Below are 20700 nucleotides of genomic sequence, written 5' to 3' on the forward strand. Positions count from 1 at the left end.
CGGCCCCTGTGGAATCGCGGTGCTCCAGCTCGCCCTGGTAGACAATGGTCACTGTCTCGAAACCACGGTGCGGGTGCTGGCCAACGCCGCGCCGGGCCTGGGTTGGGGTGAACGCATGCGGGCCGGCATAGTCGAGCAGCAGGAACGGGCTGATGTGGCTGGCCAGATGGTCATAGGTGAACAGGCTGCGGACCGGGAAGCCATCACCCACCCAATGGGCGTGGGGGCTGTGGTGGATACCCAGAATGGTTTTCATGAGAAGGCTCCTGTTTCGGTTTGGATCACCTTATCAATGATGACAATCTGCCGGTAGAGGGCTTTAACGGCCCACATCGTTCCACCTACAGAACAATCACCGCTGCAAGAAAGCCAGCACCTGCTCGGCTGCCATCGCCGGGTCTTCCTGCATGAAGCAGTGCCCACCGGCGACCTCCTGCGCGCTGATGCTGGCATTCAGCGACACCAGGCGCTGCACCGAGCGTGGCACGAACGGATAGGTGTGCTTGCCATAGATCACGTGGGTCGGGGTATTGATTGCACACAGGCTGGCCCACATGCGCTTGGGGAACGAGCTGAAGATTTCCACTTCACGGCTGGGTCGGCACTTGAGCACCACGGCCTCGCCGCAATCGCCGATGGCATGCTCGACATACGCCTGCAACGCCGCATCGGCCCAGCCTTTGAAGATGCCCCGGCCCTGCAGCGAAGCCAGCGCCGCTGTGCGATCAGGCCAATGGCTGCGGCGGCTGGCGGCTTTGCGCGCCAAGGCATGACGCTGGTGCAGGCCAACCAGCGCCGCGGCGCCCATCACGCCGAGCATCCGGCGGCTGAACAACACCGGATCGAGCAGCACAGCACGGGCGAACAACTGCGGGTCACTGGCCAACATCAGCCCGGTCAACACGCCGCCGAAGCTGTGGCCCACGGCAAACCGGGCCACTTCGCCGTATTCGCCACGGCCCGCTTCGAAGGCTTCCACGGCCAGCGCCGCCGTACGGTTCCAACCCAGAAACGCCCCGCCATGGTCACTGTCACCGTGCCCTTGCACATCACATAGCCACAGGTCGAAATGTTCACCCAGGCGCATCAGCAACGGCTGGTAGGCCAAACAGCAAAAACCGTTGCCATGCAAGAAATGCAGCAGTGGCTTGCCGCTGGCCGGGGTTCGCCAACCACGCAAGGTGAAGCCTTCGGCGCATTCATGGGACCAGGGAATCAACTGCATGGGTTTACGGCACTCGCAACGCTAGGGGAACACCGATTCTACAAACAGCAGCGGGTACAGTGAAATCACCAGCAGCAGGGCCATCAGGACATTGAACAGCATCAGCCAGCGCGGGTTCTGCAGCAGGTTGCGCAAGGCGCTGCCGAACATCACCCACACGCCCACGCTCGGCAGGTTGACCAACGCGAATACAGCGGCGATGACCACTACGTTGGTCACGTAGCCTTGCGCCGGGGTATAGGTGGTAATGGCCCCCACCGCCATGACCCAGGCCTTGGGGTTGACCCATTGGAATGCGGCTGCGCCCCAGAAGCCCAGCGGCTTGCGCGCGCCAGGCGAGGCAGCATCCACAGGCCCGGAAGTGGCAATTTTCCAGGCCAGGTACAGCAAGTAGGCCGCGCCTGTGTAGCGCAATACCGTGTACAGCGGCGGCCAGGCCTTGAAGACTTCACCCAGGCCCAGGCCGACCGCCAGCACCATGACCATGAAACCGCAACTGATACCCAGGGCATGGGGAACCGAGCGGCGCACGCCGAAGTTCACGCCCGAGGCCAGCAGCATGGTGTTGTTTGGACCTGGCGTGATCGAAGATACAAAGGCGAACAGCACGAAGGCGCTCAGCAGGTCGACAGAGGCAAGCATGGCGGGCATTCCACTTTCATTAAGGGTGCTGCCACACTACCGGAGTCGTCCTTCTCGGCGACCACTACAGTTACAACAAATTATGCAGATACACTTCACTGTACTGCCATCCTGGATCAAGGAAGCCGTCTCATGAGCCTTTCCATTCGCCCTGCCGCGCCTGCCGATGCCGCGCAGATCCTCAACTTCATCACCGAGCTGGCCGAGTACGAGCGCGCGCGCCACGAGGTGGTCGCGACCCTGGCCGATATCGAGCACAGCCTGTTCGGTGCAGGCAGTACCGTGCACAGCCTGGTCTGCGAACGCGATGGCCAGGCGATCGGCTTTGCCGTGTATTTCTACAGCTATTCCACCTGGCTGGGGCGCAACGGCATCTACCTGGAAGACCTGTACATCACCCCCGAACAGCGCGGTGACGGGGCTGGCCGCCAGTTGCTGCAGCACATCGCCCGCGAGGCGGTAGCCAACAACTGTGGGCGCCTGGAGTGGAGCGTGCTGGACTGGAACGAACCGGCAATCGGCTTTTATCAGAAGCTGGGCGCCGAGGCCCAGGATGAGTGGGTACGCTACCGCCTGGACGGGGACAAGCTGGCGGCATTCGCGCGAGGCTAACGGTTGCTCCACCCGGCCCAGGCACATGCGCAGCTCACCGGGTAATTGACGCCAGGGCCGCCCCATGCTCTCCTTACGCCTCACGTTCAGGTGCCCCTTCATGGGGTGAAACGGGAAACCGGTGCGTCGCAGGCCCTGACCAGGGCCCGACAATGCCGGTGCTGCCCCCGCAACGGTAAGCGAGCGAAGCGTCTGTACCACTGTGCCATGTAGTGCGGCATGGGAAGGTGACGCTTGCCAGGAGCCCTGCTCCTCCTCGCAAGCCCGGAGACCGGCCTGGCGTTCATGAACAACCCGCGGTGGGCGGGCGCTGTTGCATTCCCCTGGGTAACCGCGCCCGGGGCTGCCGCGCCTGCCCATTGCCCACAAAAAGCAGAGGAACGCGTCATGCCCGTCGCCAGCACCAAGCCACACAGCCTTGCCACCCCCGCTACCCTCAGCCAGCGCGTCATCATTGCCGTCGGTGCCAGCTTGCTGGGCCTGTGCCTGGTCTACTTCGCCGGGTTCTCGCACATCGAGGCGGTGCATAACGCCGCCCACGACACCCGCCACAGCGCCGCCTTCCCCTGCCACTGAGTACGCCCCCATGATCATGCGCATTGCCCGCACCGCGGGTTTCAGCGGGCTGCTCGCCGCCCTGCTGCTGACCTTGCTGCAAAGCTTCTGGGTGGCCCCGCTGATTCTTCAGGCGGAAACCTACGAGTCCTCGGCACCTGCCTCGCACCATGAGCATGGCAGTGAAGTGCCTGCCCATGAACACAGCGCCGAGGCCTGGTCGCCGGAAGATGGCTGGCAACGAGTGCTCGCCACCACGGGCGGCAACCTGGTGGTTGCCGTCGGCTTCGCCCTTGTTCTCGCCGCGCTGTACAGCTTGCGCGCGCCCACCCGCGCCACTACCGGTGCCTTGTGGGGGCTGGCCGGGTTCGCCGTGTTCTGCCTGGCCCCGACCTTGGGCTTGCCGCCCGAACTGCCAGGCACCGCTGCAGCAGACCTGGGGCAACGCCAGGCCTGGTGGGTCGGCACCGCCAGCGCCACCGCGCTCGGCCTGGCCTTGTTGGTGTTCGCCCGCCACGGGCTGCTGAAAGTGCTGGGCGCGGTGCTGCTGGTGATTCCGCATGTGCTCGGCGCCCCGCAGCCCGAGGTTCACCAAAGCCTGGCCCCGCAGGCCCTGGAAACCCAGTTCAAGCTGGCCTCGTGGCTGACCAATGCGGCGTTCTGGCTGGCCTTGGGCCTGCTCAGCGCCTGGTTGTTCCGCCGTTCCAGCCAGGCCTGATGGGCACTTTCTATGCCGGTTTTGGCTGCCGCCGGGGTTGCCCGGCGGCTACCCTGCACACCCTGTTGTGCCAGGCACTGGCCAACCACGGCCTGGCACTGGCAGACCTGCGCGGCATCGCCAGCATCAGCCTGAAGGCTGACGAGCCGGGTTTGCACCAGCTGGCCGAGCACCTGGGTGTGCCGTTGGTGCTGTACCATAGCCAGCAACTGCACGCTTACCAGCCACTGCTCAGCCACCGCTCCGCCGCCGCCCATGCCCACACCGGGTGTTGGGGCGTGGCCGAGAGCACCGCACTGGCCCTGGCCGATCGGCAACAAGGCAGCCCACGGCTGTTGCTCAAGCGCCAGGTGCTCGGCCCGGCGACACTCGCCCTGGCCTGCTGAACGCGCCATACCCTTTTTTTGCAAGGACATTCCATGACCGTCTACTTCATCGGCGCCGGCCCCGGCGACCCCGAACTGATCACGGTCAAGGGCCAGCGGCTGATCCGCCAATGCCCGGTGATCATCTACGCAGGCTCGCTGGTGCCGGCTGCCGTGCTCGAAGGCCACCAGGCCAGTACCGTGATCAACAGCGCCGAACTGCACCTGGAGCAGATCATCGCAGCCATGCGCACCGCCCACGAACACGGCCAGGATGTCGCCCGGGTACACAGCGGCGACCCCAGCCTGTACGGCGCCATCGGCGAGCAGATCCGCCACCTCAAGGCACTGGGTATCGACTACCAGATCATCCCCGGGGTCACTGCCACGGCCGCCAGCGCTGCCCTGCTCGGCTGTGAACTGACCCTGCCGCAAGTGGCGCAGACCGTGATTCTGACCCGCTACGGCGACAGTTCGCCAATGCCACCCGGGGAACAGCTGGCCGACCTGGCCCGCCACGGCAGCACCCTGGCGATTCACCTGGGGGTCAAGCACCTGCCACGGATCGTTGAAGCGCTGCTGCCCCACTACGGCACCGAGTGCCCGGTGGCCGTGGTGCACCGCGCCACCTGGCCAGACCAGGACTGGGTGCGCGGCACGCTGGGCAACATCGTCGAGCGCAGCGCGGCCAAGCACTTCCGGCGCACGGCACTGATCCTGGTAGGCCATGTACTGGGGGATGCGCCGTTCGCCGAATCCGCCTTGTACCGTGCCGGTCACGCCCACCTGTATCGGCCTGGCGACTGAGCACGCCCAGGCTTGCCCTGCACAGGGTCGAAACCGCGCTGGCTGCGCCTGAGCGCCCTTTCCTGTCTGACATCACCACTGTGGCAGTGGTGATGTTTTTCCACTACTTGTAGGAATTTTCGACAAGTAGTCCGGAAACTTTCAACACTTCTATACTCGGGATTACCAAACGTCAGGTTTGGCCGTATGGTGCTGCGCTTCCGATTAACCCGCTTGCAAACGTATTCCTGAGTGTTCCAGGAAGCGGACCACATCCTGACAGGAGTTTTCCCCATGACAACCGTGCTGATCGTCGACGACCACCCTATCGTGCGGTTGTCGTTGCGCCTACTGCTCGAGCGTGAGCGCTTCCATGTCGTCGGCGAAGTCGGCAATGGCAGCGAGGTGGCGCAGGTGGCCCGTGAACTGCGCCCGGACGTGGTGGTGCTGGATATCGGCCTGCCTGGCCTGGACGGCATGGAGGTCATCAAGCGCCTTCAGTGCCTGGAGCCAACCCCCAAGATCATGGTGCTCACTGGCCAGGCCACCGACCTGTACGTGCGCCGTTGCCTGGATGCCGGTATCGGCGCGTTCGTCACCAAGGAGGAGGACCACGAGGCCCTGCTGTTCGCCCTCAAGGCGTTGGTGAAGGGCTATTCGACCTTTCCGCAGATGTCGGTCAACAGCAACTCCCTGGAGAGCGAACCGGTGCGCCTGGCCAGCCTTTCCAACCGTGAGATGGAAGTGCTGCGGCGCCTGGCACGCGGCGAAAACAACAAGAACATTGGAACCTGCATGAACCTGAGCGCCAAGACCATCAGCACCTACCGGGGCCGCATCATGGAAAAACTCAAGACCGAATCGCTGGTCGAGATGGTCGACCTGGCCAAGCGCAATAGCGTCTACTGAGCGGCTGGCGAGCATGAAGTTCCTGCTGGCGAGCGCCTTCATGATCATCGGCCTGGCCAATGCCAGCGGGTTGCAGGCCAGCAGCGAACCCCGGCAGTTGTTGGCGCGCTCGGTCAGTGCTGCCGCGCCGCTGGCGCTCTCGGCCGAAGACCGCCAGTGGCTGCAGCAGCACCGGCAACTGGTACTGGGCAGCTCGCGGCCGGACTACCCGCCCTTCGAGATCAATGTCAGCCCCCGTGACTACGAAGGCCTGAGCGCCGATTACGCCGGCCTGATCGGCGAGCAGCTCGGCATTGACATCGAAGTGCGCCGTTTTGCCAGCCGCCACGAGGCCATCACTGCCCTGCATGAGGGGCGCATCGACCTGCTGGGCAGCTCCAACGCCTTCGAGGCAGCAGACGCCCACCTCAGCCTGAGCTCACCCTATGCCGACGACCTGCCGGTGGTCGTGACCCGGGAGGGACGCAGCCTGAAGGGCACGCCCGACCTGGCCGGCCTGCGCCTGGCCATGGTTGATCACTACCTGCCCGCCAATACCGTACGCAGCCTGTACCCCAAGGCGCAACTGAGCCTGTACCGCTCCACCCTGGCCGGGCTGGCCGCTGTCGAACTGGGCGAGGCCGACGCCTACCTGGGCGACGCCATCAGCACCGACTTCATGATCGGCAAAAGCTTCCAGGGCACGTTGAAGATCGACCACTTTTCCCCGGCCGCCCCCGAAGCGTTCGCGTTCGCCCTGTCCAGCGACAACCTGCACTTGCGCCAGCTGGTCGACAAGGCACTGGCCCGCATCAGTGAAAGCGAACGGCTGAACATCCTGCGCCGCTGGAGCGGTGGCAATACCAGCCTGTTGTTGCAGCGCCACCTGACGGCCCTCAGTGCCGAAGAGGAAACCTGGATCGCCGAGCACCCCGTTGTCAACGTGCTGATCAACACATCACTGGCGCCCTTGACCTTCAACGACGCCCAGGACAACGCCAACGGCATCACCCTGGATCTGCTCAAGCAGATCGGCTTGCGCACCGGGTTGCAGTTCAAGACCGTTGAAAGCACATCGGCCTACCACATGGTCGAGCGGCTGAACCAAGGTGATGCGCTGATGATCGGCGCCTTGGGCTACGGCGCAGACCGGGCCAGGCAACTGCGCTACACCCGGCCTTACCTGGTCAGCCCAAGGGTGTTGGTCACCCGCAGCGACACCACCGCACCCGCCCCTTTGAAGGCCCTGGACGGCCAGCGTATCGCGGTGGTCAAAGGCTCGCCGCAACGCGCCTTGCTGCAGCAACGCTACCCGCAGGCCCGCCTGGTCGAGGTGGACAACCCGCTGGGCCTGATGGAGACCGTGGCCAATGGCCGTGCCGACGTCGCCCTGAGCAACCACATCAATGCGGCGTACTACATCAGCCATGTATTCAAGGACCGCCTGCGCATTGCCAGTGTGCTCGATGAAGACCCGGCCCTGGCCGCCTTCGCCGTGGCCGCCGACCAGCCCCAGCTGCAGGCCATTCTCGACAAGGCACTGTTGAGCATTCCGCCTGAAGAACTGGCGCAGTTGATCAACCGCTGGCGCACCAGCTCACTGGTCAGCGACAGCCCGTGGCGCGACTACCGCACCCTCGCCCTGCAAGTGCTCGTGCTGTCGGCGCTGCTGCTGGCCGGCGTGGTGTTCTGGAACAGCTACCTGCGCAAGCTGATCAACCAGCGCACCGAGGCGCAACACGCCCTGCAGGACCAGTTGGCGCTGAGCCGCGGGCTGCTGGAGCAACTGCGCCAGGCCAAGGACGACGCTGAACAGGCCAGCCAGACCAAAAGCACGTTCCTGGCCACCATGAGCCATGAAATCCGCACCCCGATGAATGCCGTGATCGGGTTGCTGGAACTGGCGCTGGAGGACTGCCGTAGCGGCCGCAGCGATATCCATACGCTGCAGACGGCCCATGATTCAGCGCTTGGCCTGCTGGAACTGATTGGCGACATTCTCGATATTTCCCGGATCGAGTCCGGGCACATCACCCTGCAACCCGTGCCCACGGACCTGCGCGAACTGGTGCGCGCCACCTTGCGCGTCTTCGAAGGCAACGCCCGGGCCAAGGGCCTGCACCTGCACGGCGAACTGCCCGCTGAACCGGCCTGGGTGCTGGCGGACCCGCTGCGGCTCAAGCAAATCCTGTCGAACCTGATCAGCAACGCCATCAAGTTCACCGACCGTGGCGAGGTGCAGGCCAACCTGTTTCTGCCGGTTATCGCCGGCCATGACATGTTGCCGGTGGAGCTGGATGTGCGCGACACCGGCATCGGTATCAGCCCTGCCGACCAGGCCCGCCTGTTCAATGCCTTTGTCCAGGCCGACGGCCCCAGGGCCCGCCAGGGCGCAGGCTTGGGCCTGGTCATCAGCCGCACGCTTGCCGAGCTGATGGGCGGCACGCTGAAGCTGCAAAGTGTCGAAGGCGTCGGCACCCGGGTGCAAGTGAACCTGCAACTGCCCACCTGCGCGCCTCCGGCAGCCGTGCCCGAGGACCCGGCCCAACTGGAAAACAGCGACGGCCCTTTGAATGTGCTGATCGTCGACGACTACCCTGCCAACCTGCTATTGCTGGAGCGGCAATTGCACACCCTTGGGCACCAGGTGAGCCTGGCGCAGAACGGTGAAGTCGCCTGGTGCCGCTGGCAAGCGGCGCGCTTCGATGTAGTGATCACCGATTGCAGCATGCCGGTCATGGATGGCCATGAACTCACCCGGCGCATTCGCCAGTTCGAGGCCGAGCGCAGCCTGCCCAGGTGCCGGATTCTGGGCATCACCGCCAATGCCCAGGCCGAGGAACGTACCCGCTGCCTGGCCAGCGGGATGGACGTTTGCCTGTTCAAGCCGATAGGTTTGCGAACCCTCAAAGCCCACCTGCCCCAGGCCCGCCCACCTGCGCCAACAGCCCGCGCGGGCGGCTTGAACCTGGATGAGCTACGCCACCTGACTCAGGACGACGCGCAGCTCACCAGGCATTTGCTCGAGCAACTGTCGATCAGCGTTGGTGAAGACCTGGCGGCCCTGCATGCGCTGGCAGCGGACGCGCCCGAAGAGGCGCTGCGTGCCTTGGCCCACCGCATCAAGGGCGGTGCCAAGATGATCAGGGTACGCACCGTGGTCCAGGATTGCGAAGCGATCGAAGCGGCCCAGGCGCAAGGCTCGCCGACCGACGAGCCGCGCGCACGGCTGCAAGCCAGCCTGCAGGCCCTGCTGGACGATATGCGTGCTGCGCTCAATGCAATTGCAGCGTCGAACTGATCTGGCTGATGGCATCGACCACGTGCCTTGAGCCTTGTTGAATTTCCATGATCACCGTGCCGGCTTCATTGGCCAGCGCCACGCCATGGCCGGTGCGGTTCAGGCTTGACTGCATGCTGGCTACGGCCAGCAGCGACAGGTCGTGGTTCTGCCGCACCACATCGACAATTTCCAGGGTAGCCTTGCTGGTGCGCGCGGCCAGGTTGCGCACCTCGTCGGCGACCACGGCAAAACCGCGCCCGTGTTCGCCGGCACGGGCGGCTTCGATGGCCGCATTCAGCGCCAGCAAGTTGGTCTGGTCGGCGATACCACGAATGGTCAGCACAATCTGCCCGATCACATCCGACTGTTTGCTCACCGCATCGATGCTGCGCGCTGCGTCGTTGAGCTCCACGGAAATCTGCTCGATCACCTGCACGGTCTGCTGTACCACTTCGGTGCCTTTGCGCGCACAGGCATCGGTCTGCACCGAACTGGCATGGGCCGCATCGGCGGCACTTTGCTGGGTACAGACCTGGTCGGTGATGTCGCTGGCGAACTTGACCACCTTGTACAGGCGGCCCTTGCTGTCGAAGATCGGGTTGTAGGAGGCTTCCAGGTACACCGTCTGGCCTTGCTTGTTCACCCGCTCGAAGCGGTGCGAGTGGTATTCGCCACGGTTCAGCGAGGCCCAGAACTGGCGGTACTCGGCCGACTCACGCTCGTGCGGCAGGCAGAATAGGCCATGGTGGCGCCCTACCACCTCGTCGAGCCGGTAACCCATGGTGTCCAGGAAGTTCTGGTTGGCCTTGATCACCCGCCCTTGCGGGGTGAACTCGATCACTGCCATGGCGCGGCTGATCGCCTTCAGCAAGCTTTCGCTTTCATGCTCAAGGGCGACGCGCTGACTGATGTCGGACGCCACCTTGATCACGCTGCTGACTTGGCGCTGGGCATCCAGCACGGGCATGTAGCTGGCCTCCAGCCAGACTTCACGGCCGGCCTTGTCGACGCGCTCGAACGTGCCGCTGATGGCCTTGCCCTGACCGAGCTCATGCCACAGTTGCTGGTACTCGGCGCTCTGGGCGTAGCCCGGCTCACAGAACAGCCGGTGGTGCTGGCCGCGCAGCTCTTCAGCGCTGTAACCCATGGCCTGGCAGAAGCGTTCGTTGGCGTCGAGAATGGTGCCATCCGGGGCGAATTCGATCATTGCCATGGAGCGACTGATGGCAGCCAGTTTGGCCTGTGCGTCGGCCAATGCCTGATGGCTGCGCTGGATCTCGACCAAATCGGACTTGCGATGGAAATCGAACATGACGCCGGGCCTCCTTTATGCGCGGTTTCATGAGCATAGATGGCCGTATGCGCGGTGCAAGCACAGTGCCATCGCTTTGTGATTACTCCATTTCTGTTACGCCGGCAGGCCGCCAGGGCGTGGTCAACGCCATTGCACAGGCGAGCGAATCAGGTACTTTCCCGCACCATCAGCTCAAAACCCAGGTCCTGTTGGGCACTGGCCACCCGTTTGCCGTCCAGCAACGCGAGCAAGGCCTGGGCCGCGCCCCGACCGACGGCAGCCCGCGGGGTACGAATAGACGTGAGGCGCGGCACCATGTGCGCCGAAGCCGGCAGGTCGTTGAAGCCCACCATGGCCACCTGGCGAGGCACCTCCACACCTTGGCGCAACGCCTGCAAGACAGCGCCCTGGGCCAGGTCGTCGTTGCAGAAGAAGATGCCGTCCACATCCGGGGCCTGCTGCATCAGGCGGCTGAACAGTGTGCTGCCCAAGGCAATCGAAGAAGGCTCCGGGGCCAACACTTCCAGTTCCGCAGCGTGCAGGCCCGCCTCGGCCAGGGCCTGGCGGAAACCCTCGGCCCGCTGCATCACCCGCGGGTCGAGTTGCGCGGCTATGAATGCCAAGCGCTTGCGCCCGCGCTCGATCAGGTGCCGCGCGGCAGCCCGCCCCGCCTGCTCCTGGGAAAAACCGACCGATACTGCCCCCGGCTCGCCCTTGAGCTCCATCATGTGCACGCAGGGTACGCCGCTGGCGGCCAGCATCTGGCGGGCCGCATCGCTGCGCTCGAACCCGGTCAGCAACATGCCGCAGGGCTGATAGGCCAGGTAATTGCGGATCAGGTTCTCTTCTTCGGCCAGGTCATAGTGATAGTTGCCGATCAGCACCTCGAGCCCACGCGGGCGCATGACGTCGTGGATGGCCTCCAGGGTATCGATGAACAGCTGGTTGGACAGCGACGGGATCAGTACCACGACAGACTGGCTGCGCGCCGAGGCCAACGCCCGGGCCGCAGGGTTGGCCACGTAGCCCAGGCTGGCGGCGGCAGCCATGACCTTTGCGGCCAGCTCTGGGGCAACCGTGCTCACGCCGCGCAGCGCGCGCGAAGCGGTGATCGGGGAAACCCCGGAAAGCCTGGCCACTTCAGCCAGGGTAGGACGACCTGTGGTACGGGAGCCGGTGCGGGACATGGATGTTGTAATTTTACTACTTGCAAGGATGGGGAACGGCCACTAAGGTAGCGCTGTCTCAGGATGCAGGCAATGTAATCTTTGGTAGCTGCCGCTACACGCGTGCTGCCAGGCGTCCATACTGCGTAAGGACAAGACCAATAACACCGGGGAGGTGGCTGTTCGTCAGCGACGAGACAGCGCTACCTCACCCCGCAGGAGGTACTGATGAATTCTCCCCTGTCCGCCATCGTGGTGATGGGCGTGGCCGGTTGCGGCAAAAGCTGCATCGGTGCTGCCATCGCTGCCCGAAGCGGCGGTCGCCTGATCGAAGGCGACGCTTTCCACCCTGCCGAAAACATCCGCAAGATGAGCGCGGGCATCCCCCTGGACGACGCCGACCGCGCCGGCTGGCTGGTGCGCCTGGGCGAAGAGTTGCAAACCATCAGCCAGGCCGGCGAACGCCCGATCCTGACCTGCTCGGCGCTCAAACGCCGCTACCGCGAAACCCTGCGCCAGGCCATGCCTGGGCTGGTGTTCGTTTTCCTCGAACTGTCGCCTGCCGAAGCCGAAAAGCGCGTGAGGGCACGCCCTGGGCATTTCATGCCGGCCAGCCTGATCGACAGCCAGTTCGCCGCCCTGGAATCGCCCCGTGGCGAGCCCCTGACCCTGGCCCTGGACGCTACCCAGCCCATCGAAGCCCTGGCCGAAGCGGTAGACCGCTGGCTAAAGCGCTGCGGTGAGCAGGGCCTGGCGCAGACCGCCTGACCCAGCGGTTTACCGGCTCACCAAAGACAGCGCTACCCGACCCCGCGAAAGCGCGGAAAGTTCCTAAAACGCTACGCCAAAACAACGATAAGACCGAGGCCTTGAAACCATGTTCGGACTGGCTACTGATACCTTCCTGTTGCTCGACGCGCTCGTGACGATCGTCGGGCTGATCCTGCTGATCACCCACTTCAAGGTTCACCCCTTCGTCGCCCTTACCCTGGCGGCCGGCTTTTTGGGCCTGACCTCCGGCATGCCGGTGGCCAAGGTCATGAAGTCGTTCCAGGACGGCTTTGGCGGTGTGCTGGGCTTTGTCGGCATCGTGCTCGCCTTGGGCACCATGCTTGGCAAACTGATGGCCGACTCCGGCGGCGCCGACCAGATCGCGCAAACCCTGATTCGCGCCTTCGGCAAGAAGAACGTGCACTGGGCCATGATGTTCGCCGCTTTCCTGGTGGGCATTCCGCTGTTCTTCGAAATCGGCTTCGTGCTGCTGATTCCACTGGTGTTCATCGTGGCCCGGCGCTCCGGGGTTTCACTGGTGAAAATCGGCATTCCATTGCTGGCCGGCCTGTCGGTCGTGCATGGCCTGGTACCGCCGCACCCGGGCCCGTTGCTGGCGATCGGCATCTTCCACGCCGACATCGGCAAGACCATTTTCTACGGCCTGATCGTGGCGCTGCCTACCGCCATCATCGCCGGCCCGCTGTTCGGTAACTTCATCTCCCGCTACATTCCCGGCAACCCGTCGCAGGAGCTGATGGACCAGATCGCCAAGGAGTCCGACCAAGGCAACCTGCCGAGCTTCAGCATCACCCTGATCACCGTGCTGCTGCCGGTGGCCTTGATGCTGCTGAAAACCTTCGCCGACGTGGTGCTGCCTGCCGAGCACATCGTGCGCCAGTGGATGGACCTGATCGGCCACCCGATCACCGCCCTGCTCGCTGCCTTGCTGCTGGCCTTCTACACCTTTGGCTCGGCCCGCGGTTTCAACCGCCAGCAAATCATGAAAATGCTCGACCAGAGCCTGGCGCCAACCGCTGCGATCGTGCTGATCGTCGGTGCCGGCGGCGGTTTCAAGCAGATGCTGGTGGACACCGGGGTGGGCAACGTGATCGGGCAAATGGCCGTGCAAGCGGAAATTTCGCCGATCCTGCTGGCCTGGCTGGTGGCGGCGGTGATCCGTATCGCCACCGGTTCGGCCACCGTCGCGACCATCACCGGCGCGGGTATCGTGGCACCGGTGATCGACCTGGTACCGGGCGTGAACCGTGAGTTGCTGGTGCTGGCCACCGGCGCCGGGTCGCTGATCCTGTCGCATGTGAACGACGCCGGCTTCTGGCTGGTGAAGCAGTACTTCAACATGACCGTGGCCGAAACCTTCAAGACCTGGAGCATGATGGAGACGATTCTTTCCATCGTCGGCATCATCTTCATCATGTTGTTGTCGATGGTGGTGTAACCGCTGATCGGAACAATGAGCGCAACAATGGCACGTTAGCGCCACGGGTGGGGCCGAAAGGGAGTACGCCCCACCCGACGCAATGGAGACTGCCATGAACCGCTCAAGCGTGCTGCTGATTGCCCTGCTCGCCTCGCCACTGGCGCTTGCCGCCGGCACTGGCCCGACCTACCCCGACGACCCGCACAACAACGCGCCGCAGCCCGGCGTGGACAGCACCCTCAACCCGATCGAAAAACCCATGCCGCGGGATACCGACCCGCGCATCAAGGGCAATGACCCGGACAGCCCGCCCGCCCAGCAGAACGACAGTCGTGACTTGCCAGGCATGGACGGTACAGGGTCCGAAGGGACCGGTGGTGCCGACGCAGGCGGCGCTGGCGGCAACCAACGCTAAGCCCGTGGCAGCGGGCCCTGGCACCGGCTTCGGGTGCAGGCCCGCACCCCCCATTTACCACCCGCTGATCCCGACCTATCATTCAGCGTGATAATACATTTCGGCCCGTTCGATTCGTGCCTCTCGCGCAAGACACTCACACTCCGCCCATCACTAATACATTGGCGGAGTTCTCCATGGAACAATCACTCAAACCCTTGCGCTTCCCCCTCGCAGCCCTGGCTGTGGTGGTGATCAGCGCTTGCGGCCGAACCCCCGACGCCGTGCAGGCTCCCGCCGCGCCGAAGGTCACCGTGGCCAAGGTGATCGAGCAACCGATCAATGAATGGGACGAGTTCACCGGCCGCCTCGAAGCCCCGGAAACCGTCGAGGTGCGCCCGCGGGTGTCCGGCCAGATCGACCAGGTCGCCTTCACCGAGGGCGCCCAGGTCAAGAAAGGCGACCTGCTGTTCCAGATCGACCCGCGCCCGTTCCAGGCTGAAGTCCGCCGCCTTGAAGCCCAGTTGCAACAAGCCAAGGCCACCGCCATCCGCAGCGCCAATGAAGCCCGCCGTGGTGAGCGCCTGCGCGACAGCAACGCCATTTCCGCCGAGCTGGCCGAATCGCGCAGCAGCGCCGCTGCCGAAGCCCGGGCCGGGGTCGACGCCATCCAGGCACAACTGGACCTCGCCCGCCTGAACCTCAGCTTTACCCGGGTTACCGCGCCGATCAGCGGCCGGGTCAGCCGCGCCGCGTTCACGGCCGGCAACATCGTCAGCGCCGACGTGACCCCGCTGACCAGCGTGGTCTCCACCGACAAGGTCTACGCCTACTTCGACGCCGACGAGCGCGTGTACCTCAAGTACACCCAGCTGGCGCGCGAGGGCCAACGCGGCCAGAGCACCCCGGTGTACCTCGGCCTGACCAATGAAACCGGCACCCCTCACCTGGGCCAGATGAACTTCGTCGACAACCAGGTCAACCCGCGCACGGGCACCATCCGTGGCCGCGCCGTGTTCGACAACCGCGACGGCCAGTTCACCCCGGGCCTGTATGCCCGGCTGAAGCTGGTGGGCAGCGCCCAGTACGACGCCGTACTGATCAACGACGAGGCCGTGGGCACCGACCTTGGCAAGAAGTTCGTGCTGGTCATGGACAAGGACAACAAGGCCGCCTACCGCGCCGTGGAACTGGGGCCGAAACTCGAAGGCCTGCGCATCGTGCGCAGCGGCCTGGGCAAGGACGAGCGCATCGTGGTCAAGGGCCTGCAGCGCGTACGCCCGGGTTCGCCGGTAACGCCGCAGGAAACCCAGATGGCCAGCGAGCAGACCCTCGCCGCCCTCGCCCAGCAGCGCCAGGCCCTGGAGGCCAGCAACCCGGCGCCCAAAGTGGCGGGCAACAACGTGAAAAACGCCAGCGCCCAGGCGCCACGCGGTTAAGGGACCAGACCGATGAACTTCTCCAAATTCTTCATAACCCGGCCGATCTTCGCCGCCGTGCTGTCGCTGGTACTGCTGATTGCCGGCTCGATCTCGCTGTTCCAGTTACCCATCAGCGAATACCCCGAGGTAGTGCCGCCAACCGTGGTGGTACGCGCCAACTTCCCGGGTGCCAACCCGAAAGTCATCGGCGAAACCGTGGCTGCGCCGCTGGAGCAAGCCATTACCGGTGTGGAGAACATGCTGTACATGTCTTCCCAGTCCACCGCTGACGGCAAACTGACGCTCACCATCACCTTCGCCTTGGGCACCGACCTGGACAACGCCCAGGTGCAGGTGCAGAACCGCGTCACCCGCACCCAGCCCAAGCTGCCGGAAGAAGTGACCCGCATCGGTATCACCGTCGACAAGGCCTCGCCCGACCTGACCATGGTTGTGCACCTCACCTCGCCGGACAACCGCTACGACATGCTCTACCTGTCCAACTATGCCATCCTCAATATCAAGGACGAGTTGGCACGCCTTGGCGGCGTGGGTGATGTGCAGCTGTTCGGCATGGGCGACTACTCGCTGCGCGTCTGGCTCGACCCGAACAAGACCGCCTCGCGCAACCTCACCGCCAGTGACGTGGTCGCGGCCATTCGTGAACAGAACCGCCAGGTCGCCGCCGGCCAGTTGGGCGCCCCGCCCGCCCCGGGTTCGACCAGCTTCCAGCTGTCGATCAACACCCAGGGCCGCCTGGTCAACGAGGAAGAGTTCGAGAACATCATCATCCGCGCCGGCGCCGACGGCGAAATCACCCGGCTGAAAGACATCGCCCGGGTCGAGCTCGGCTCCAGCCAATATGCCCTGCGCTCGTTGCTGAACAACCAGCCGGCAGTGGCACTGCCGATCTTCCAGCGCCCAGGCTCGAACGCCATCGAGATCTCCGACGAAGTACGGGCAAAAATGGCCGAGCTGAAGAAGGACTTCCCCGAAGGCATGGACTACAGCATCGTCTATGACCCGACCGTGTTCGTGCGCGGCTCCATCGAGGCGGTGGTGCACACCCTGTTCGAAGCGCTGGTGCTGGTGGTGCTGGTGGTCATTCTGTTCCTGCAAACCTGGCGCGCCTCGATCATCCCGTTGCTGGCGGTGCCGGTATCGCTGATCGGCACGTTTGCGGTCATGCACCTGTTCGGCTTCTCGCTCAACGCGCTGTCATTGTTCGGCCTGGTGCTGGCCATCGGTATCGTGGTGGACGACGCCATCGTGGTGGTGGAAAACGTCGAGCGCAATATCGGCTTGGGCCTCAAACCCCTGGAGGCGACGCAGAAGGCCATGGCCGAAGTGACCGGGCCGATCATCGCCACCGCCTTGGTCCTGTGTGCGGTGTTCGTGCCTGCTGCCTTCATTTCCGGCCTGACCGGGCAGTTCTACAAGCAGTTCGCGCTGACCATCGCCATTTCCACGGTGATCTCGGCATTCAACTCGCTGACCCTGTCACCGGCGTTGGCTGCCGTACTGCTCAAGGAACACCATGCGCCCAAGGACCGTTTCTCGCGGTTACTGGAAAAACTCCTGGGCAGCTGGCTGTTCGCCCCGTTCAACCGCTTTTTCGACCGTGCCTCGCACCGCTACGTGGGCGGAGTGCGCCGGGTCATTCGCTCCAGCGGCATCGCCCTGTTCGTGTACGCCGGCCTGATGGGCCTGACCTACCTGGGTTTCTCGTCTACCCCCACCGGCTTCGTACCGGCCCAGGACAAGCAATACCTGGTGGCCTTCGCCCAGTTGCCCGACGCCGCCAGCCTCGACCGCACCGAGGCGGTGATCAAGCGCATGAGCGAAATCGCCCTCAAGCAACCTGGCGTCGCCGACTCGGTCGCCTTCCCTGGCCTGTCGATCAACGGCTTCACCAACAGCCCGAACAGCGGCATCGTGTTCACCCCACTCAAGCCGTTTGACGAGCGCAAGGACCCAAGCCAGTCGGCTGCCGCCATCGCTGCCGCGCTCAATGCCCAGTTCGCCGATATCCAGGACGCCTACATCGCGATCTTCCCGCCACCGCCGGTACAAGGCCTGGGCACCATCGGCGGCTTCCGCCTGCAGATCGAAGACCGCGGCAACCTGGGCTACGAAGCGCTGTACAAGGAAACCCAGAACATCATTGCCAAAAGCCACGAGGTGCCGGAGCTGGCGGGCCTGTTCACCAGCTACCAGGTCAACGTGCCGCAGGTCGATGCCGCCATCGACCGGGAAAAGGCCAAGACCCATGGCGTGGCGATCAGCGACATCTTCGACACCCTGCAGGTCTACCTGGGCTCGCTGTACACCAACGACTTCAACCGCTTTGGCCGCACTTACCAGGTCAACGTCCAGGCTGAGCAGCAGTTCCGCCTCGATGCCGAGCAAATCGGCCAATTGAAGGTGCGCAACAACCTGGGCGAGATGATACCGCTGGCGACCTTCCTCAAGGTCAGCGATACCTCCGGGCCGGACCGTGTGATGCACTACAACGGTTTCATCACCGCTGAAATCAACGGTGCCGCAGCGCCCGGCTACAGCTCTGGCCAGGCCGAGGCGGCCATCGAAAAACTGCTGAAAGCGGAACTGCCCAACGGCATGACCTTCGAGTGGACCGACCTGACCTACCAGCAGATCCTCTCGGGCAACACCGCGCTGTTCGTGTTCCCGCTGTGCGTGCTGCTGGCCTTCCTGGTACTGGCTGCCCAGTACGAAAGCTGGAGCCTGCCGCTGGCAGTGATCCTGATCGTGCCGATGACCCTGCTGTCGGCGATCACCGGTGTGATCGTATCGGGTGGCGACAACAACATCTTCACCCAGATCGGGCTGATCGTACTGGTGGGCCTGGCGTGCAAGAACGCGATCCTGATCGTCGAGTTCGCCAAGGACGAACAGGCCAAGGGCCTCGACCCGCTGGCTGCCGTGCTGGAAGCGTGCCGCCTGCGGCTGCGGCCGATCCTGATGACCTCCATCGCCTTCATCATGGGGGTGGTGCCGCTGGTCTTCAGCTCGGGTGCAGGCTCGGAAATGCGCCATGCCATGGGTGTGGCGGTGTTCTCCGGGATGATCGGCGTGACCGTATTCGGCTTGTTCCTCACCCCGGTGTTCTTCTTCCTGATCCGCCGTTTCGTCGAGCGTCGCCAGGCCCGCAAGGCCGAACGCGTGCAAGTGCTGGAGAACCACGCATGAACCTGCTCAAACCCCTGACGCCAAGCCTGCTGGCCCTGGCCCTGGCCGCCTGCGCGGTCGGCCCGGACTACCAGGCCCCCGCCACCGCACCTGCCCAGCTGGGCGCTGATGCGCAGGCCAAGGCCTATGACCGCAGCCACTTTGAAAGCTTGTGGTGGAAGCAGTTCGACGACCCGGTACTGAACCAGCTGGTGCAGGCTTCGTTGACCGGCAACCGGGATCTGCGCGTGGCCTTTGCCCGCCTGAAGTCGGCCCGCTCGATCCGTGAAGACGCCGAGAACGACCCGTTCCCGGTGGTCACCAGCCGTGCCAGCAGCGATATCGGCAAAGGCCAGATCCCTGGCCAGACCGAGCAACGGGTGAATAGCGAACGCTATGACCTGGGCCTGGACATGGCCTGGGAGCTGGACCTGTTCGGTCGCATCCAGCGCCAGATCGAAGCCAGTGAAGCGCAGGAAGCGGCCGCTGCCGCCGACCTGCAGCAGTTGCAGGTCAGCCTGATCGCCGAACTGGTCGATGCCTATGGGCAATTGCGCGGTGCACAGCTGCGCGAGAAGATTGCCCTGGCCAACCTCAAGACCCAGCAGCAATCGCGCAGCATCACCGAAACCCTGCGCGACGCCGGGGTCGGCAACGACCTCGACGTGGTGCGCGCCGATGCCCGCCTGGCCGGGGTCGAAGCGACCGTGCCGCAACTGCAGGCCGAACAGGCCCGGGCGCGGCACCGCATCGCCACCCTCCTCGGCCAGCGCCCCGACGCCCTCAGCGTAGACTTGTCGCCCAAGGCGCTACCGGCCATCGCCAAGGCGCTGCCGGTGGGCGACCCCGGCGAACTGCTGCGCCGCCGCCCGGACATTCGCAGCGCCGAACGCCAGCTGGCAGCCGCCACGGCCAACGTCGGCGTCGCCACCGCCGACCTGTTCCCGCGGGTCAGCCTCAGCGGTTTCCTGGGCTTTACCGCCGCGCGCGGGTCGCAGCTCGGCTCATCGGCGGCCAACGCCTGGGCCTTGGGCCCCAGCATTACCTGGGCGGCGTTCGACCTGGGCAGCGTGCGGGCCCGCCTGCGCGGGGCCAAGGCCGACGCCGAAGGCGCCATGGCCAATTACGAGCAGCAGGTGTTGCTGGCACTGGAAGAGTCGGCAAACGCCTTCAGCGACTACGCCAAGACCCAACAACGGTTGCTGTCGTTGATGCGCCAGAGCGAAGCCAGCCGCAAGGCGGCGCAACTGGCCTCGGTTCGCTACCGCGAGGGGACCGTGGACTACCTAGTGCTGCTCGATGCCGAACGCGAACGGCTGAGTGCCGAAGATGCGCAAGCGCAAGGCGAGGTCGAGCTGTACCGCGGCATCGTTTCCATCTACAAAGCCCTGGGTGGCGGCTGGCAACCGCAGACCGTGGCCAGCGCGCACTGACCCCAGGCACGACCATGGCCTGTGGCGCCACCACCGTGTGGCCGCCACCGGCCAGGCGGTAGTACCCGGCCCGGCTCAGCGCAACGCGTCCTGCACCCACTTGACCCAGCAATCGGCGCCGATCTTCACCAACGCATCGTTGAAGTCATAGTGAGGGTTGTGCACCGAACACCCATGGAACTCGCCGGTGCCGTTGCCGAGCATGAAGTAACAGCCTGGCCGCGCCTGCAGCATGTAGGCGAAGTCTTCGGTACCCATGACCTTTTTCGGCAGCTTGTCCAGCAGTGCGCCATCGGCGAACAGCGGTCGCAGGCTCTCGCGCAGCAGCGCACTTTCTTGCTCGCTGTTGCACAACGCCGGGGCCAGCTGGGTAAACTGCACATCGATCTCAACGCCAAAAGCTTGCGCGTGCCCCCTGGCCAACGCCTCTATCCGGCTGTTGATCTTCTGCTGGGTCTCGGCCGTGTCGGTGCGCACGCTCAGCAGCATGCAGGCCTCGTCGGGGATGATGTTGTAC

General features: G+C 64.6%; 19 protein-coding genes, 1 pseudogene and 1 riboswitch. Of the genes and pseudogenes, 13 read left to right on the forward strand and 7 right to left on the reverse strand.

Annotated elements, in window-relative coordinates:
- The 3 genes from APH30_RS17370 to APH30_RS17380 form a co-directional block, all read right to left on the reverse strand.
- Positions 1-256 (reverse strand): pirin family protein (locus APH30_RS17370; RefSeq protein ID WP_177333745.1); only part of this gene is annotated, 256 nt, incomplete at its 3' end.
- A gap of 96 nt (positions 257-352) precedes the next feature.
- On the reverse strand, positions 353-1225 hold the full coding sequence (locus APH30_RS17375) for an alpha/beta fold hydrolase (RefSeq protein WP_054913256.1): 873 nt from the start codon (positions 1223-1225) through the stop codon (positions 353-355).
- Between the two features lie 21 nt (positions 1226-1246).
- Positions 1247-1876 carry a LysE family translocator gene (locus APH30_RS17380; protein WP_054913257.1) on the reverse strand — a complete coding sequence of 210 codons (630 nt, stop codon included), beginning with the start codon at positions 1874-1876 and terminating at the stop codon, positions 1247-1249.
- A gap of 123 nt (positions 1877-1999) precedes the next feature.
- Here APH30_RS17380 and APH30_RS17385 point away from each other — a divergent pair, with 123 nt between their 5' ends.
- The 7 genes from APH30_RS17385 to APH30_RS17415 all read left to right on the forward strand — a co-directional run bounded on the left by APH30_RS17385 (position 2000) and on the right by APH30_RS17415 (position 9092).
- Complete coding sequence (locus APH30_RS17385; protein ID WP_054913258.1) at positions 2000-2479, forward strand: GNAT family N-acetyltransferase; 480 nt, start codon at positions 2000-2002, stop codon at positions 2477-2479.
- Positions 2480-2550: 71 nt separating this feature from the next.
- A riboswitch (cobalamin riboswitch) is annotated at positions 2551-2774 on the forward strand.
- A gap of 92 nt (positions 2775-2866) precedes the next feature.
- Positions 2867-3055, forward strand: coding sequence for a CbtB-domain containing protein (locus APH30_RS17390; RefSeq protein WP_009682288.1), 189 nt, complete (start codon positions 2867-2869; stop codon positions 3053-3055).
- Positions 3056-3065: 10 nt separating this feature from the next.
- Complete coding sequence (locus tag APH30_RS17395; RefSeq protein WP_054913259.1) at positions 3066-3752, forward strand: CbtA family protein; 687 nt, start codon at positions 3066-3068, stop codon at positions 3750-3752.
- Positions 3752-4138, forward strand: a complete 387-nt coding sequence (locus APH30_RS17400; RefSeq protein ID WP_054913260.1) for a cobalamin biosynthesis protein — start codon at positions 3752-3754, stop codon at positions 4136-4138. Before APH30_RS17395 ends, APH30_RS17400 begins: the two co-directional genes overlap by 1 nt.
- A gap of 33 nt (positions 4139-4171) precedes the next feature.
- On the forward strand, positions 4172-4924 hold the full coding sequence (gene cobM, locus APH30_RS17405; RefSeq protein WP_029885125.1) for a precorrin-4 C(11)-methyltransferase: 753 nt from the start codon (positions 4172-4174) through the stop codon (positions 4922-4924).
- 273 nt (positions 4925-5197) lie between these two features.
- Positions 5198-5812 (forward strand): response regulator transcription factor, encoded by a 615-nt coding sequence (locus APH30_RS17410; RefSeq protein WP_009682293.1) that lies wholly within the window; start codon positions 5198-5200, stop codon positions 5810-5812.
- A 13-nt stretch (positions 5813-5825) separates the two neighbouring features.
- Positions 5826-9092: a transporter substrate-binding domain-containing protein gene (locus APH30_RS17415; RefSeq protein WP_054913261.1), complete on the forward strand. Its 3267-nt coding sequence runs from the start codon at positions 5826-5828 to the stop codon at positions 9090-9092.
- Here the strand turns inward: APH30_RS17415 and APH30_RS30000 are convergent.
- The 3 genes and pseudogenes from APH30_RS30000 to APH30_RS17425 all read right to left on the reverse strand — a co-directional run bounded on the left by APH30_RS30000 (position 9067) and on the right by APH30_RS17425 (position 11555).
- Positions 9067-9561, reverse strand: a complete 495-nt coding sequence (locus tag APH30_RS30000; RefSeq protein WP_370593812.1) for a methyl-accepting chemotaxis protein — start codon at positions 9559-9561, stop codon at positions 9067-9069. The genes APH30_RS17415 and APH30_RS30000 overlap by 26 nt on opposite strands.
- Positions 9562-9603: 42 nt before the next feature.
- A pseudogene (locus tag APH30_RS30005) lies at positions 9604-10386 on the reverse strand (PAS domain-containing protein); the annotation flags it as partial.
- 149 nt (positions 10387-10535) lie between these two features.
- Positions 10536-11555: a LacI family DNA-binding transcriptional regulator gene (locus APH30_RS17425; RefSeq protein ID WP_054913263.1), complete on the reverse strand. Its 1020-nt coding sequence runs from the start codon at positions 11553-11555 to the stop codon at positions 10536-10538.
- 207 nt (positions 11556-11762) lie between these two features.
- On the opposite strand from APH30_RS17425, the gene APH30_RS17430 reads away from it, so the two are divergent.
- The 6 genes from APH30_RS17430 (at position 11763) to APH30_RS17455 (ending at position 20183) form a co-directional block, all read left to right on the forward strand.
- Positions 11763-12302: a gluconokinase gene (locus APH30_RS17430; protein WP_054913264.1), complete on the forward strand. Its 540-nt coding sequence runs from the start codon at positions 11763-11765 to the stop codon at positions 12300-12302.
- Between the two features lie 109 nt (positions 12303-12411).
- Positions 12412-13764: a GntP family permease gene (locus tag APH30_RS17435; protein WP_029885131.1), complete on the forward strand. Its 1353-nt coding sequence runs from the start codon at positions 12412-12414 to the stop codon at positions 13762-13764.
- Positions 13765-13858: 94 nt separating this feature from the next.
- Entirely contained in the window at positions 13859-14161 is a 303-nt protein-coding gene (locus APH30_RS17440) for a hypothetical protein (RefSeq protein ID WP_054913265.1), read from the forward strand.
- A gap of 176 nt (positions 14162-14337) precedes the next feature.
- Positions 14338-15579, forward strand: coding sequence for a multidrug efflux RND transporter periplasmic adaptor subunit MexE (mexE, locus tag APH30_RS17445; protein WP_009682303.1), 1242 nt, complete (start codon positions 14338-14340; stop codon positions 15577-15579).
- A gap of 12 nt (positions 15580-15591) precedes the next feature.
- Positions 15592-18771 carry an efflux RND transporter permease subunit gene (locus APH30_RS17450; protein WP_029885133.1) on the forward strand — a complete coding sequence of 1060 codons (3180 nt, stop codon included), beginning with the start codon at positions 15592-15594 and terminating at the stop codon, positions 18769-18771.
- Positions 18768-20183, forward strand: a complete 1416-nt coding sequence (locus APH30_RS17455; RefSeq protein ID WP_054913266.1) for an efflux transporter outer membrane subunit — start codon at positions 18768-18770, stop codon at positions 20181-20183. The genes APH30_RS17450 and APH30_RS17455 overlap by 4 nt, the downstream gene beginning before the upstream one ends.
- Positions 20184-20258: 75 nt before the next feature.
- On the opposite strand, the gene APH30_RS17460 is transcribed toward APH30_RS17455, so the two are convergent.
- Positions 20259-20700: M20/M25/M40 family metallo-hydrolase (locus APH30_RS17460; RefSeq protein WP_156326531.1), on the reverse strand; the 442-nt coding region annotated here is incomplete at its 5' end.

It is taken from the genome of Pseudomonas sp. NBRC 111127, from assembly GCF_001320345.1.
GTDB classification, from domain to species: Bacteria; Pseudomonadota; Gammaproteobacteria; order Pseudomonadales; family Pseudomonadaceae; genus Aquipseudomonas; species Aquipseudomonas juntendi.